We start from the raw sequence: 15,928 nt of genomic DNA on the forward strand, positions 1-15,928 counted from the left end.
TATGGTGTTAGGCAAAGCGGATGGACTGAGCAATGCAGCTGCAGGAGCACGGGCAGGACAAACATACCAGCGTGTAATGCATTGGGTCAAAAGATTCCAGTCCGATGGAATTGCGGGACTGAGAAACAAACCGGGGAATGGCCGAAAGCGCATTATCAGCACCAAGAAGGACAAGGAGGCGGTGAGAGAGGCCATACGAAAGCATCGCCAGAGTGTTTCCAAAGCCAGGGCAGCCTGGGAGGAAGCTACCGGGAAACAAATCAAGGACGGAGCCTTCAGGAATTTTTTATCCTTGATGGCGCAAGATTTGGACGTATAAGAAAAACGCCCAAAGGGACACCCTCGCCGCAGGAGTACGCTTATAAGAAGGAACTCCTGCAAGAGCTTGAACGTCAATGGGAATCGGGATTCATTGATTTGTATTACGGAGATGAAAGTCATGTATGCACCGAAGGATATGTGCCTTATGCATGGAAATTCAAAGATGAGGATTTCTGTGTGCCGGTTTACAAGTGCGGCAGGCTCAACATCTTCGGAATGATAGACCGCAACAATACTTACCACGGCTTCACGACCACCGAAAACATAAACTCCGACAAGTTTATCGAATTCATGGAAGACTTCTCCCTCGGAATCTCTAAAGAGACCGTTGTGGTTCTCGACAACTCCTCCGTACACAAGAGCCGCAAGGTAAAGGACTGCCTTCAAAGATGGAAGGACAGGGGTCTCCACATATTCTATCTCCCTCCCTATTCCCCACACCTCAACATCGCTGAAACTCTTTGGCGAATTATGAAGGGGAAATGGATACAGCCCCATCTCTACGGAGATAAACACGTCTTGTTCGCCACCGTAGAAGACATCCTCTCCAACGTTGGTAAACGATACATGATTAATTTCTGTAGACCTGCGGCTTAACATATCAATACATTAATTTATTTTTACGATATACTTACGAGAAAATTCAAGAAGAGGTTCTCCTCCAAAGAAAGACAATTTTATAAGATTGGTTCTTTCTATTGTCTGGCCAATAAGAGCCTTTGTCCTTTCTAGTATATCATTATTCATTATTGGTGCATTACGATGGTTCTCGTAGCAATACCAACAATTAAAATTGCACCTAAGTGTTGGATTTATAATGAAAGTGAAACTATCAGAAGATAATGTGTTGGAGTTCCAGATCTCAATAACCTTTTCTCTCTCGTTTAGATTCGAGGGTACAATCATGCCATTCTCTTGAAGAAGAGAAAAAATTGTAGGTGTTATAACAGAAATGTCTCTCAAATCTACTTCATGACGAATTGCGATGAATTTGTCGGAGACAGAGTTGTATAGTAAATCACTCTTCTCAGACATGGGAACTCTGATATTGTATAGGCTTAATTTACTCATAAATATAGTTGATAAGTGTAAAATCGTTAATTTATCAGCAGATGATCAAATCATCTGCTGATAAATTTTTCTTTAGCTGCTCAAGTGTGAGAGATGAGATCATCACTCTTGCAGTTGTTAGTAATGGGACACGGGCAGTTGTCTGTGTTGCATCCGTAGTTCGATTTTGCATCTACGGTGGTCGTAGCAGATGCAAATCCTCCTGTGAGAAGGATGGCTTCGTCCTCTTTGAGGATCTCAGCATCCAGCGTTGAGATGAAGCTGGATAGGGTTGTGTTTTCTTTTTTCATAGCTTTATGAGTAAAACTGTTCAACTAAAAAAAACAAAATATGGAATTTAAAGTTGGGTGCATAACAAAATTTTACAGAAATAATCTGGTTGTAGTGAATGAATATTTTTTAGTTTCATTTTGTGGATTGGAAAATAATCACTAACTTTGTAACAATAAAACAATATAAAAATAAAACATTAAATAAATATAGCAATATAGATGGCCGAAGATAGAGTGGAAGAGCTCAAGAGAATATTGCAGCAGAATGAGGTGAGTGTCGCCAATGCTCATGAGGCTTTGGAGCACCATCTCAATCAACTGCACCGTCTTGGGGCAACCTTGGAAGATAACGTGTGTGAAGTCCTCAGGAAAGTAATTGTTCAGGCAGAAGCTATCGAGGAACTTGACCGAATAACAAATTGGACATGGCGAAAATAATAGCGATAGCCAACCACAAGGGTGGTGTGGCAAAAACAACGAGTTGCGTAAACATAGCCGCAGCCTTGGCAAAAATGGGCCGTCGGGTGTTGTTGGTGGATGTAGATCCACAAGCGAACCTTACGAGCAGTTTCACTGACGAAAGCAAGATAGAGGCTTCAATCTATGATGCAATGAAAGGCGCTCCGGCACCAATCATGCACATATTGGAGAACCTTGATTTGATACCATCCCATATAGATCTTGCCGGAGCAGATATGGTGTTCAGTAATAAGATTGCCCGGGAACAGATCCTGAAGAATATCCTTGATGAACTGAAGGCTGGATATGACTATATAATTATAGATACACCCCCCGCTCTTGGTTTGGTGACAATCAATGCTCTCACTGCCGCTGACAGTGTGATCATATCAATCTGTGCGGAAACTCTCCCTCTCCGAGGTTTGGTGATGCTCGATGAAATGATAGGAGACATCGCTCAAAGCATCAACAAGGGACTTCATGTTTCTGGCATCATAATCGCCAAGTATAATCGGCGCAAACTTGATAATGCGGTTATCGAGGCTATACGTGAGAAGTATGGAGATAAGATCTACAAGACCTATGTAAGAACTTGTGTGTCGGCGGCAGAAGCTCCGACATATCGTCAAAGTGTTTTGGACTATGCTCCGGGGTCAACCGTTGCGGAGGATTATAGAGCACTCGCAAAAGAAATAGACAAACAAGATAAAAATAAATAAGTATAACAATATATAAATAAAACAATATAAAAAGTATGGCAAAAAAGACATTGACATCAGGATTGCTTGGTACAGTGACAGGCTTGAGCAAGGAGGCTGAATCAGTATCTACTAATTCGGCTGTTGCCCCTGTCGAAATGCCAAAAGAAGTGGCACCTGAAATACCGGGACAATCCGATAAGCGCAGACCGGGAAGACCATCTGCCAACTCTGGAGAACCGGAAATATGTGTGACATTCAAACTTCCGGACTCACTTGCCCAAGAAATAAAGATGCTTGCTGTGGTTGAGCGTACAACTCAAAAGGAGATCATAACGACTGCATTGAAAGAGTATGTTTCTCAAAGAGTAAAATAACAATATAAAAATATTTCAATATATAATTAAACAAATAAAACAATTTATATTGTTGTTAATTGGAGCGGTCGCATTTGAGTCCGCTCCAATTAAATTCACATACGTTCTCTATATGAAATAGGAGCAGATTTGTGTATTTCGGGAGAAATGTCTATTTTTGTAAAACTGTAAAAGAAATTGTATTGATAATATACGCCCCCCTAACGGGGCACGAGGAACGAGTGCCCCCCTGTTCAAAATTTTAGATTATGAGTATAGATTTTAGTAAGATTGACTTGAATAATTTTGATTTCGATACTCTTCCTGCGGATGAGTACCGGGAGTTTCTTCAGGCTTGGTCGGATTATCATGGTCGGCTGAACCGTGTTTCTGTGGATGTGTTGGAGCAGGAGTTTGAGCGTAAATCCGATTATCTTCAGTGTGGGGAGCATTATGAATTGTCAGAGCTTTATCCTGATGAGTTTGTCGAGTTGTTGTTTGAGAGGAAAGCCTTTGAACATGGTGAGGGGATTATTCCTTTTGAGGAAGTACAGAGCTATGAATATCAGTTGTGGTTGAAGCAGAAGATCCGGAACAAGGCTTTGAGGTCAGAGTCCTCCAATTCAGATGATGCACAGTCAGAGAAGATAGACTATAGTGGTTATCGTATGTGGAGATATAATCCTGTGGTGTTCTATAAGGATGGAAAGAAGAATAGGCATAGGTTGTTGCTGAAGGATGATGGCGAGAGTCTGAGTTTCCTCAATGGGCGGGATTTTGCGATATTGTCCCCGGTGACTTATGTAGGGCGTACCAACTCTTATAGGAACGCTCGGTTTCTTTATGCCTTTGCGATAGATCTTGACGGTGTGAGTATGCACGAGGTCCGGATGTTGTTGCGTGGTATGACAACGGGGGTCTATCCTGTTGCCAACATCATAGTCAATTCCGGACATGGGATTCATGTGTATTACCTGTTGAAGCGTCCGATTGAAATGTTCGCCACTCGCCTTGATGCGTTGAACAAGATGAAACGAGGTTTGACCAAGATTGTGTGGCTCGTGTCAAAACTTGGTGCGGAGAGGGCGCAGGTTCAGAGTGTGGTGCAGGGCTTCCGTGTGCCGGGAACCAAGACAAAGTTCGGCAAACCTATCCGGGCATTCTGGAACCGTTCCGCGCCCATGCACACGCCGGAGGAACTGAATAGCTTTTTAGGGCGTGCTTTTGGATTGTCTGATGAAGAACTCGGACAGTTGACAGATAAGACTCCGCATAATCCGTCCCGTGTGACGCTGAAAGAGGCGCAGGAACGATGGCCGGAGTGGTATGCCTCCCGTGTCATAGGACGTCGCAGGGTAGGCAAGAAGTGGCAACTCAATCGTGGATTATATGATTGGTGGTTGAATATCCTTAAAGACGGTCAGCAGGTGGAAGTGCATCACCGGTACTGGTGTATTCTTACATTGGTTGTCTATGCTGTCAAATGTAGCGTACCCCGTGATGAAGTCCTTGCCGATGCACTATCCTTGGTTCCGGCTTTTGACCGCAAGACTGAGACAGTGGATAATCCCTTTACGGAGGACGATGTAAACGATGCCATGAGAGCTTATGACGAGGAATATAACAAGTGGCCGCTTAGGGTTATTGAGACAACCACAGGTATAAAAGTAGAAAGAAATAGACGTAATGGAAGAGAGCAGAATGTCCATTTACGAAGAATTAGAATGCTTCAAGAAGTAGATTATCCTGATGGCACATGGCGTAAAGGGAATGGACGAAAGATTGCAACTCCGGGTAATAGTCCTCATGCCTCTATCATAAAAGAATGGCGAGCGAAGAATCCGGATAGCAAGAATAAATCTTTGTGTGCCCGGGAGACAGGACTCTCCAGACCTACTGTTACCCGGTGGTGGGATTCTGCCGTGCTGGAACCACTAAAACAATAAAACATTAAAACATTAAATAAATAAAACAATATATATTGTTTTATTGTTTGGCTTGCGAGTCCGTTTCATAGTCCTCTTCAAGAACTATAACCATAGTATGAATGTTATTTGTAAGGAAAATATTTATGCCAGAATGTTCAGGTAAAATAATTTTCAGAAATATGAATTTTCAAAACAAATAACAAATGCTTTATCAATGGATGAAACAGAAGAAGAAAAGGTTGATCTTTTAGCAGTCAGAAAATCTTTTGAGAAAGATCCAAGAAAGGTCATTGAGATAGAGATGAACAAGGATGGCATATTCTCCGAGAGAACCATATATGCTATGGAAAACACGTTGAATTTAAGCCTGCTTTCTCCCCCTGAGGGACCGAAGCTGGCAAATGAGGCAGAGGCTCTATTTGTATTGTCAAAGAACGGACATATTTTGGAAACCGTAGAGTCTGATTTCATAGAGGGTTATATCTCCCCTATGGTATATCGCTCTTCCTCGATGAAGTTTCCGCAGGTTCCAATCGCCCCGAAGTTCGTGAAGATGATCAAGGATATGAACGCCGGAAGTGGTGTCCCGCACGCTACGATCACATCTACAATCAACAACATACTCGACCGCTTTTTCAGTGGGTATTTGCTTGTGAGTAACCGTGTCAAAATGGGATATGGCAAGGTCGGGGAATAGCACAGGTATCCTCCGGAGGTCAGTTGTTTCAGGCGGTTCCATCGCTTGCGCGAGAGCAAATTTTTCAAATTTGCCATAGCTTAATAGGGCAAAATATTGGCTAAGCCACCGCATCCACTCCGTTGGGATGCTATATTTAACCCTATTAAGGCATGTGGCTTCGCCCCCTACAACCCCCACAAGGGGAGTGTCCTCTCCCCTTTGAACCCCACCGCCGGGATGACCCTTCCCGGACCCTCGGACAAGGACTTCCAGCCCCCGTCACCCCCGGGCAGAGAGTGACCCTCTCTCTGCACTCTCCGGCAAAGGGAACAGCTCTGCGGCCGCCGTTCCCCTTGCATCCCTTCCCGGCCGTTTCCGTCCACCTTCCACTGAAAATATATGAGCCACTATACAGTCTGCCATTATGAGAAATGCTACGGTCCACCGGTGTCCTACTCTACCCATATCGAGAGGAAGAAGGCGGACGGAACGGAGCATGTGCCGTACAACATCAAGCGCAGAGACCTTACCAGACATAACAAGGAGTTTATAAAGGAAGCCCGTGAGATTGGCCGCAGCGCAGCCATCGAGAAAAGACTTGATGCTGTCCGTCATCAGAAGGATGCCGACGGCAATGAATACGAGCGCAAGATCCGGAAAGGTCAGATATGCTGCATCGAGATTCGCATGAGCGCATCGGTCGAGGGTATGGCTGAGATCATCGAGCAGGGCAGGCTGATGGAATGGTGCCGGGAGTCTATCAAGTGGGCGCAGAAAGAACATGGCAAGGAGAACATCGTGAGTGCGGTTCTGCACATGGACGAGGAGACTCCGCACCTTCATGTGTCTCTTGTCCCTGTTGTATCCGGAGAGAGCAAGAAACAGAGGACTACAAAAAAGAGAGCCGCCAAGGATAAGGAGAAAGCGGAGAAGAATGGCGAGGAAGTCCCGAAGAAGAAACGCCGCTATAAGAAAAAGGCGACAGTGGAGACCTTGCGGCTGTGTGCCGATGATGTCATGACCCAATGGGATCTGAAAAGGCGGCAGACAGAGTATGCTGTTGCGATGGCTCCTTTCGGACTGGAGAGAGGTGAGGAAGGAAGTCCTGCCAAGCACAAGGATCTTGCCCAGTATTATAAGGAGCAATACGAGCTGCAACGCGGGCGGCTGGACGAATTGCTCAAGGAACTTGCCGGACAGGAGGATCTGGTGAAGGAGAAGAACAGGGAGATTCTTAAAAAGGACAGTCAGATCCGGGAGCAGGAAAAGGAACTGAACGAGACCAGGAGTGAACTCACTGAAAAGAAAAATGAGATAGCCCGGCAACAGCAGCAGCTCGACAAACTTCTTCCGTTGATAGTGAAGGCGCAGGACAGGCTCGACACTTACACTGAAGCCGGAGAATATGCCGAGGGTCGCATAGAGTCCGCTGACCGTCTTCTTCAGGCGGCGGACAGCAGGGAGAAAGAGGTTGCCAAGGTTGAGAAGGAGGCATTGGATAGGATAAACAACGCCTCGATAAGTTTCCTTGCCAAGAAAGAGGTTGAGAGGCTTGCAAAGGAGAATGCGGAGCTGAAGTTGCTCGTGTCCGGCAACGCCACCGCACTGGAGAGAGAAGCCGCTGCCACACGGCATGAGAAAGCCGGAAGAGAGAAGGCGGAACGGGAACTGCAACATCTGAAGGAAACCGTGTCCGGCACACAGACCGCACTTGAGCGCAGACATCCTCTTGAAGCCCGGTTGATAAGGGAACTTGTGTCGATTGAGATTAAAGATCCGGATTATCAGGATGCCATTCTTTCGGGTCAGACCTTGACATGGAAGAAATATCCGTTTATGGATCCGGCGACAGGAAAGAGGATTCCGGAGGAATATGCCGATAATATCTCCGTGAGGATTGAAGGACATGGAGAAGACTCGTTCATCTCCATATGCGGTAAGCGTATCTCCGATTTCTTCCGGGATATCTGGGCAAAGGTGAAGGCTGCACTTGGAATAAAGCAGCGTCAGGAGGAAGAGAAAAGGAAGCAGCAGACACAAAAGCCGGACACGGGACAGACTCAGGAACCTCCGAAGAAAAGCAGGGGAAGGCGAATGTAGGGATAATGCGTCCTTACAGTCGGCTTGCCGTATAAACCGTAGGTGCGTAGCCTAATACGCACCAGTCAAGGACAGGTGTGCTTCCATGATTGGAGCCGATGCCGGACAGCAAGCTGAATCAAGTTGTTTTCTTGCGTTTGTCGATGGCTCTGTAAAGGGTTGCCCGGCTAATTCCGGTTGCCTTGGTTATCTCATCTATAGAGTGCAGCTTTGAGTCGTACATCTTCAGAGCGGTAGATACTTTGCTTTCATCAGACTTTGGTCTGCCTCCCTTACGTCCTCTTGCCCTCGCAGCTTCAAGTCCTTGCCTTGTGCGCTGCCGTGTGAGATCTCTCTCAAACTGTGAGAGTCCGGCAAAGATTGTGAGCAGCAGATTTCCCTGTGGTGTGGTGGTGTCGAGCCATGTCTCTCTCAGTGATTTTATCGACGCTCCGGCTTCATGTATTCTCTCGATGATTGAGAGCAGTTCCTTGACGGAACGCCCCAGTCGGGTAAGTTCCGTTATTATCACGGTGTCTCCGGAACGGAGGGAGTCCATCATCCTGTCAAGTTGCTGACGCTCCTTTTTAACTCCGGATATCTTCTCACTGTATATCCGCTCACATCCGTTCTGGGTGAGCAGATCTGTTTGCCCATCGAGGTTCTGCCCGGTGGTCGATACTCTTGCGTAGCCTATGATCATGGTTGGAATAGTTGGTCTCCGGTAACCTGAATGGGGATCTCAAAAGAATTGTTGTTCTGAAGAACGCCGTTTGATGTAATGAGAATGGGTTGTGCCACTTTGTTCCTTGGAATATAAAGGTTGAATATACTTAGTCTGTTGTGAATCTTTTTCAGTTCACTGTCGGTCAGTCTATATCCAGTCGGGGCATATTTAATCTCACAGATGTTGATCACATTGTCTGCTCTGTCGATGATAAGGTCAATCTGGGCTCCGGGATGCTCATTGTTCTTCTTGACATGCCATGAGAACAGACTTGCCGATATGCCGGAAATACCTATGGCATATTTTATTTGTCTTGTATGCAGGAGGCACACTCTCTCAAAGGCAAGACCACACCATGTGTTATACGTTGGAGTATTCATCGATCTAACCCAGTATTCTTCATCAATCCCATGTGCCTTTTTTACGAATTGATAATAGAATAAAGTATAGCAGTCAATAAGTTGGTATAAGGCGTCCTTCAGATGTTTGTCGGTATGGCAGTATTTACGGACGAAGCCACATTCGATAAGATCTTCCAATACTCGGCTGAGTTGACCATTACTTTCAAGTTTCCCTTTCGTTATGATTTCATCACGGGTCAATCCTGATTTTTTACCGGAGAGAGCTTCTACGACAGATATATATTTATCCGGGCTGTTGAACATGGAGGAATAAATGTAGTCGAACTCATTGTGTAGTTCTCCGTCTTCGTTAAGGAAAAGATTGTTTATGTTCTTTCCCATACTCATTTTAGCCTCCAGCTTAGTCCAGTAATACGGAACCCCACCCATGACCATATAACCTTCAACAATCGTGTTGCGGTTGAGTGGCAATTTCAAATAATGAACCAGATCCTCGCATTCATGAAGAGAGAACTGTTGGAGCTTAATCTTGAATGTTACCCGGTTGTATAACCCTCCTTTATTGCGGAATATTTTGTTTATTATCCATGATGTTGCACTGCCACAGATGATAAGGAGTATATCTTTTCTGGCGGAGGCCCATCCATTCCAGAAATGTTCAAAGGCCGGGATAAACCGGGAATTACGGGCATCCATCCAAGGCAGCTCGTCAAGGAATATGATTTTACGTTGTTCCTCCGACTTCTTTATAAGATGTTCCAATAGGAAGAAAGCATCAAACCAGTCTTTAGGTGGTTTTTCTGTCGGATCCAATCCCTGTTCAAGAAGGCTTTTGTAAAATACATCAAGCTGTTCCTTATTGCTGGCCTTGAATATTCCGCTGTACTGGAATGTGAATTTACCCTCAAAGGTTTCCCTTATCAGGTAGGTTTTACCGATTCTGCGCCGCCCATACACAGCCACAAACTCTGAATGGTCAGAGTCATAGGCTCTTTTTAGTTTGGCTGTCTCTTCTTTTCTGCCGATTATCATAGCTTTTATTTTTCTGCAAAGATACAAAATAAAATTGAATTATAGCCAAAAGTGGCTAAAAACACCCATATTTGGCTATAATTCGATTTATGGAAAAGAGGAACAACATGATAATGAGTCGGTATCTTTCAAAGGAATCAATCTCAAAAGTCAGAGTGCTTGCTCTGTTTTGAGTTGATGATTTTGAGATGGCTTATGAAACTGTATCCGGCATGTATATTTCTATCCTAAGATAGTTCGCCGGGCAGTCTCAAAAACGGTCGATTTAGATATGTACCCTTATCCGATGAAATGCCGGAGGATAGATTCTCCGTTGGAATATGGGTATGGCAATAGACATACCGCAGCGATTAGGGCAATGAAAACGATTGCAATAATTGCTATACCCCATCGGACTAATGATGGAGGTATCTCTCCTATGAGTTGTCTGACTTTTTCGGAGCGAAGCTCGATCTTGTCATGTGTAGTTTTATCTGCTTCCATGTCAATTTCCTAATTCAAGTTGGTTTTTAACGAGATTATAGTATGCTCCTTTCTTTTCTATAAGAGAGGTATGATTGCCGGATTCTATAACTTTACCACTATCGAGGACTATGATCTGGTCGGCGTTCCTGACTGTAGACAGACGATGAGCCACAACAACAACAGTCCTTCCCTTGTAGAACTCATCGAGGTTTTCCACAATAGCTCTCTCATTTTTGGCATCGAGGGCATTTGTTGCTTCATCGAGGAAAATGAAGTCTGGGTTCTTATAGACTGCTCGGGCAATGAGTATTCGCTGTTTTTGTCCTTGGCTTAAACCTACGCCATCGCGCCCGATTTGAGTATTATATTTCAGAGGTAGTCCCATAATATAGTCATAGATATTGGCTATTCGGGCTGCTCTTTCAAGACGTTCGGTGTCAATATCTCCGTCATCCACAGCTATGTTCCGGGCTATGGATTCTGAAAATATTACACCGTCTTGCATGACCACACCACAATGTCTGCGCCACCATTTGAGATTATATTCATTGATATTGCTTCCTGCAATAGAGATTGAGCCAGACATTACAGGATAATAGCCAAGTATGAGTTTTATAAGCGTTGTTTTACCACTTCCTGATGCGCCAACAATAGCCGTCACTTTTCCTTCAGGTATGTCAAAAGATACATCGGTTAGAGTATTCTTAAGTGCATGTTGGTCATATTTGAAATTCACATTTGTTAGTGTGATAAATTTCTCATCATTAAATTCTGATATCTGATTTTCTGCGGTTTCTTCATTATTACCCTCATGGATTTCATTAATGCGTTCAAGGGATATTTTCACATCTTGTAAGGAATAGATGAACGACATGAACTGTTCCACAGGAGAGTTTAGTTGACCAATAATATACTGTACAGCAAGCATGGCTCCAAGTGTCATCTGCCCATTAATAACAGCAGTGGCAGCAAGAACTGTAATGACTATATTTTTTACTTCATTAATGAATATACAGCCGGCTTCTTGAGTTTGTTGAAGCTTTAATGATTTCATTTGTACGCAAAATAAATCAGCTTGAGTATCTTCCCATTCCCATCTACGACGTTTTTCACAGTCCTGCAATTTTATTTCTTGCATGGATGTTATGAACTGATATGTTTTATTTTGGTTGTTTGCCTGCTGCTCAAATAATTCATAGTCTAAAATCTTCCGTTTATTTAAGAATATGGTTATCCAAAGTCCATAAATAACACTACCAGCCATGAATATAATGAAAATGAGATTATTGTATATAAGCAAAACTATTCCAAATATAGTAAAACTCATAAATGTAAAAATGACACCAAGAACCTGATTTGTTAGAAAAGTCTGTATTCTCGAATGATCATTAATGCGTTGTAATAAATCACCCATTAACTTTGTATCAAAAAAAGACATGGGGAGTTTTAGCAACTTTATAAAAAAGTCACTAACTAAGGATATATTAATACGCATGGATATATGAAGGAGTAACCATCTGCGAATAAAATCAGTTGCAGTTTTTCCAATGACTATCATTAGTTCTCCTAATAGAATTAACCAAATGAAGTGAATATCATTATGCTTTATTCCGATATCTACAACAGATTGAGTTAAAAAAGGGAGAATAAGTTGTAAAAGACAACCCAATATAAGCCCTAATAAAATTTGGATTAAATGCTTTTTATATAGAGTTAAATACTTAAATAAAAATCTAAAAGAATGGTGTGAGTTGATCTTTTCAAACTTAAGACTAAAGTCTAAAAAATTTTCATTCGGCTTTAGGAATAGAGCGAACCCAGATGCTTCTGTTTCTGCTTCATTTTCTGCCCAATGTTGAATAAAATCAGTTATGGGGCATTTGTATAAGCCTTTACCTGGATCCGCAATATAAAAAGTGTTTCTCTTTATTTTATATAGAACAACAAAATGATTGTGATTCCAATGAAGAATACACGGGCTATCATTATTAAACAAAGAGCCGATTTTTACTTTACAAGGTAATGCGTCAAAGCCAATAGCTTTTGCGCTATTGGCCATTCCTAAAAGAGAAATACCCTCATTCGTTGCAGAACATATAGAAGAAATGGCAGACAGAGAAATTTTAGACCCATAGTATCTACAGATCATACCAATACATGCAGCTCCACACTGCATATTATCATGCTGTCTAATATATGGGAACATCAGAATCTATTTTTCTCAGTTTGTCCTGCACCTGTTCCTTTGTAGCGGCTCTTTGAGGTGTTGAAATTGTAGCGGATTGTCAACTCCACATTTCGACCGTGATTGTTGACATTTGACTGCATCATCACATTGCCGCTGTATATATTTGCCTTGTATATCTGACCGTTGAATATGTCATTCACGCCAAGATAAACGGTAAGGCTTTTGTCAAGGAACATTTTATAGACCCGGAGATTGACGGTTGAAAGAGTATGGGTATAGGCCCAGTTCTTCCAATCACCGTGACTGCGCCACCATAGTGAAGCCTCGATAAACCAATCGTGCGGAAGTGTCAGGGTATTATTCATTTGAATGGTGAATATGGGGCTGTTCATTTTCTTATGCTGCCCGAGATATTCGACATCAAACCACTGCTTCTGCATACCCAAGGAGAGCGACGGGTTGTATATGCCGAATTGAGGTGAGGCGTTTACAAATATTGAAAACAACTTGTGGCTCGGCATATTGGTGACGGTGAACACGTTGATACGGTCGTTGCCCTCATACGGTTCATAGACCTGCACGATAGCATCTTTTGTGTAGGAATACTGGGCTGAAAGGGTTATGTATTTCCAAGATGCCTGTGCGGTAAAGTCCTGTCGTTTGGAGGGCACGAGATATGGGTTGCCACGGGTATATAAAATGGAATTTACATAGAAATAGTTGCCGTTAAGATTTTGATATGTCGGTCGCACGGTTCGGTTGCTGTATGATAACGAAAACCTGAAATCACCGGGCGAATAAGTTATGTTGGCCGACGGAAAGAAATTGTCATAGGTCTTGCTCTGCCCGTCTGCGAGCCGATTGTTGATATAATAGTCGGATTTAACGTGTTCGTATCTAACTCCGGCTGATGCGCTGAAATCACCGAAAGTCTGGCTGACTTCCGCGAACACACCGATATTGTTTTCCCGTACATCGGTTTCCTCGCTGTTCAATATCGCTTCCGGATTTTGAAAATCGTTACGGCTGCGAGAGTTGGTATATTCTTCTCCGATGAGTACGCTCCCTTTCGGCAGTTGATATGACACCGTGGCCTTTTCAGCGAAAAGGCGGTTTCGGGAGGTGTTGAATGTCGTTACATTACGGTTGTCGGAAAATTGGTTTTGCTCGTACTGGTATGTGCGGTCATTATCCTTTGTCTGCATATAGTCACCGTTCACATCAAAAGTAAATTTTCCGACGGTGCCGTTATAATATACATTCGCGCTGTTGCAAGGGAGGGCCTTGAACCAACCTTTAAGATCTGATGCACTTGACTCAGAGAGTGAGCTATTTTCGGTAATATCATTTAGAAAATATCCATAGTGATGACCTCTATTATAATCATTACGATAATAAGCGCCTATACTATGATTTTCGTTAAATTGGTAGTTAAACCCAAATTTGCCGGATATAGTGGTTTGCGTTGTGCTAACGGACTCTTCCGACACCATGGATAATACCGATTTGCCATTCGTTGTACTCAAAATGTATTCATCATCATAGTTCTTGCCATGACTGAAATTGCCTGTGGCAAATATTTCAAGTCCGCCTGTACGATATTTCAAATCAAGTTGTTCTGTTGTGGTGAACCATTTGTTGTAAATATTGTCAGTATATGCGGAAAGACTGAAACCCTCGCCAACTGGCTTTTTGGTAACAATCTTTATCACAGCGTTCACATCAGCTCCATATTGCGCACCGGGATTATTGATAACCTGCACCTCCTTGATGTCCGAGGAAGCAAGCTGTCCCACCTCGCTTGAGTTTCTTACGAGGCGACCGTTGATATAAATTATTGCATTGCCACGGCCAAACACGCTGAAATTACCGTTGCTGCCAGTCAGCATCGGCACATTTTTAAGCACATCATTAGCCGAGCCTGTGGTAGCCAGCACACTGTTCTCCACGTTGGTGACAATCGCATTGCCCTTTATTCGAGTAGAGGGAAGACTTGCCTTGACAACTACCTCTCCCAGCATTACTGACGAGGGTGACAGAGAAAGAGTATTGAAATTACCATCGGCGGGGATAGGCAATATCAGATCTTCATAACCAATCATGGATACTTTGACCTTGTTGGCAGTACTATCAGCATTTTCAAACATAAAACCTCCAGTATCATCAGTAACCTTCCCATCAATGAAAGTTGAGTCAGACATCAGCACAACATTGACAAATGGGGTTGGTTGTCCAATCTCATCTACAATAGTACCTCGAATACCTTTAGCCCAACATCCAATAGAAGTTGCAACTAATAAAATTGTATATATTAATTTCATAGAATTTGGAGTTAAGATTGCTTATAGAATGTATTTCTGCGAATACGATCCTTTATGATAGTCATGACCAGTTGCTCTTTCTTCTCGGGACAATTCTGATATATACAATAATCATTGTCAGAATTATTTAACACACTCCTTGAACATCCTCCCAAGCATAGAGGAAATATAGGACATGAAATACAATTCTGATTAGAGAACCGTTTCTGTTGTCTGATTTGAAATTTTTGCTTTAGATCATCTTCAATAGTGGTGGAAGTTATGTTACTCTCAGATTTCTCAGCTTCAAAATTGATTGCGGTACATTTAAAAATACGGCCATCACTATTAATGACTATGGTATTGGCTTTGTCTGCATAACACATATTTCTTAGATTATCCAGGATTGCTGGATAAGCATATACTCCTAAAGCGCAAATTGAATCCATAAGGATGTCCATTTGACCCGTTATGTCAGCTTCTTCAGATGTTTGCCAAACCTGTTGTATGTTAACTGATAGAAATTTCTTGCAATCATCTGAAAGCCCCTTGATCCAAGAGGTAATATCCTTGCATTCGCTTATATTTGCTGGAGTTACGTTTATTCTTAATGTTACAGAGATACCTTTATTAAGCAAAGATTCTATGTTAGATGTAATGGTGTCAAAAGAGTCTTTCCCTTTTGATATCCGAGTTTTGTTATGGGTTTGTTTACCACCATCCAATGTTATTTGCATGAATTTCACATAATGCTGTGAAAGAAAATCTATCATTGAAGGTGTGAGTAAGAACCCATTTGTTGTAAAAGATATTTGAATATCTTTGTTTACTTTGGAGACGGCATTTTCAGTATATTCAATTAATAGTTTTACTATAAGTATGTTTTATTAAAGAATTAATGCAATGAAATCCATTTTCAAACGTTATTGTCTTACATATACTTATCTCTCCAATTATGTCAAGACAAGCAACGAAGATAAATATAAGCGAG

Annotated in this window: 15 protein-coding genes; 8 read left to right on the plus strand and 7 right to left on the minus strand. The window is 42.7% G+C overall.

The window, feature by feature from the left end:
* Position 1: 1 nt before the first annotated feature.
* Together QGT73_RS17475 and QGT73_RS17480 are read left to right on the plus strand one after the other, a co-directional pair.
* The gene (locus QGT73_RS17475; protein ID WP_425278376.1) at positions 2-319 is read left to right on the plus strand and encodes a helix-turn-helix domain-containing protein; all 318 of its coding nucleotides are present in this window, start codon (positions 2-4) and stop codon (positions 317-319) included.
* On the plus strand, positions 316-918 hold the full coding sequence (locus tag QGT73_RS17480; protein WP_123618631.1) for an IS630 family transposase: 603 nt from the start codon (positions 316-318) through the stop codon (positions 916-918). Before QGT73_RS17475 ends, QGT73_RS17480 begins: the two co-directional genes overlap by 4 nt.
* Positions 919-930: 12 nt before the next feature.
* Here the strand turns inward: QGT73_RS17480 and QGT73_RS17485 are convergent, their stop codons facing one another.
* Together QGT73_RS17485 and QGT73_RS03185 are read right to left on the minus strand one after the other, a co-directional pair.
* Positions 931-1,392, minus strand: a complete 462-nt coding sequence (locus QGT73_RS17485) for a radical SAM protein (protein WP_425278375.1) — start codon at positions 1,390-1,392, stop codon at positions 931-933.
* Positions 1,393-1,472: 80 nt separating this feature from the next.
* Entirely contained in the window at positions 1,473-1,682 is a 210-nt protein-coding gene (locus QGT73_RS03185; RefSeq protein WP_121700311.1) for a hypothetical protein, read from the minus strand.
* Between the two features lie 201 nt (positions 1,683-1,883).
* Here QGT73_RS03185 and QGT73_RS03190 point away from each other — a divergent pair, with 201 nt between their 5' ends.
* The 6 genes from QGT73_RS03190 to mobV all read left to right on the plus strand — a co-directional run bounded on the left by QGT73_RS03190 (position 1,884) and on the right by mobV (position 7,884).
* On the plus strand, positions 1,884-2,102 hold the full coding sequence (locus QGT73_RS03190; RefSeq protein WP_121700310.1) for a hypothetical protein: 219 nt from the start codon (positions 1,884-1,886) through the stop codon (positions 2,100-2,102).
* Positions 2,090-2,842 carry a ParA family protein gene (locus QGT73_RS03195; RefSeq protein ID WP_121700309.1) on the plus strand — a complete coding sequence of 251 codons (753 nt, stop codon included), beginning with the start codon at positions 2,090-2,092 and terminating at the stop codon, positions 2,840-2,842. The genes QGT73_RS03190 and QGT73_RS03195 overlap by 13 nt, the downstream gene beginning before the upstream one ends.
* 35 nt (positions 2,843-2,877) lie before the next feature.
* A complete protein-coding gene (locus QGT73_RS03200; protein ID WP_121700308.1) occupies positions 2,878-3,198 on the plus strand; it encodes a hypothetical protein in 321 nt (106 codons plus the stop codon).
* Between the two features lie 248 nt (positions 3,199-3,446).
* Positions 3,447-5,123 (plus strand): hypothetical protein, encoded by a 1,677-nt coding sequence (locus QGT73_RS03205; protein WP_121700307.1) that lies wholly within the window; start codon positions 3,447-3,449, stop codon positions 5,121-5,123.
* 196 nt (positions 5,124-5,319) lie between these two features.
* On the plus strand, positions 5,320-5,802 hold the full coding sequence (locus QGT73_RS03210; protein WP_121700306.1) for a hypothetical protein: 483 nt from the start codon (positions 5,320-5,322) through the stop codon (positions 5,800-5,802).
* Between the two features lie 381 nt (positions 5,803-6,183).
* Positions 6,184-7,884, plus strand: coding sequence for a MobV family relaxase (mobV, locus tag QGT73_RS03215; RefSeq protein ID WP_121700317.1), 1,701 nt, complete (start codon positions 6,184-6,186; stop codon positions 7,882-7,884).
* A 118-nt stretch (positions 7,885-8,002) separates the two neighbouring features.
* On the opposite strand, the gene QGT73_RS03220 is transcribed toward mobV, so the two are convergent.
* The 5 genes from QGT73_RS03220 to QGT73_RS03240 form a co-directional block, all read right to left on the minus strand.
* The gene (locus QGT73_RS03220) at positions 8,003-8,566 is read right to left on the minus strand and encodes a recombinase family protein (protein ID WP_121700316.1); all 564 of its coding nucleotides are present in this window, start codon (positions 8,564-8,566) and stop codon (positions 8,003-8,005) included.
* Positions 8,563-9,984 (minus strand): AAA family ATPase, encoded by a 1,422-nt coding sequence (locus QGT73_RS03225; RefSeq protein ID WP_121700315.1) that lies wholly within the window; start codon positions 9,982-9,984, stop codon positions 8,563-8,565. Before QGT73_RS03225 ends, QGT73_RS03220 begins: the two co-directional genes overlap by 4 nt.
* A 484-nt stretch (positions 9,985-10,468) precedes the next feature.
* A complete protein-coding gene (locus QGT73_RS03230; protein WP_121700314.1) occupies positions 10,469-12,655 on the minus strand; it encodes a peptidase domain-containing ABC transporter in 2,187 nt (728 codons plus the stop codon).
* Positions 12,655-14,958: a TonB-dependent receptor gene (locus tag QGT73_RS03235; RefSeq protein ID WP_124076271.1), complete on the minus strand. Its 2,304-nt coding sequence runs from the start codon at positions 14,956-14,958 to the stop codon at positions 12,655-12,657. Before QGT73_RS03235 ends, QGT73_RS03230 begins: the two co-directional genes overlap by 1 nt.
* Positions 14,959-14,969: 11 nt before the next feature.
* Positions 14,970-15,818 (minus strand): radical SAM/SPASM domain-containing protein, encoded by an 849-nt coding sequence (locus QGT73_RS03240; protein WP_341874102.1) that lies wholly within the window; start codon positions 15,816-15,818, stop codon positions 14,970-14,972.
* Positions 15,819-15,928: the final 110 nt, after the last annotated feature.

Origin of the sequence: Duncaniella muricolitica (assembly GCF_910574735.1) — a bacterium.
Lineage (GTDB): Bacteria > Bacteroidota > Bacteroidia > Bacteroidales > Muribaculaceae > Duncaniella > Duncaniella muricolitica.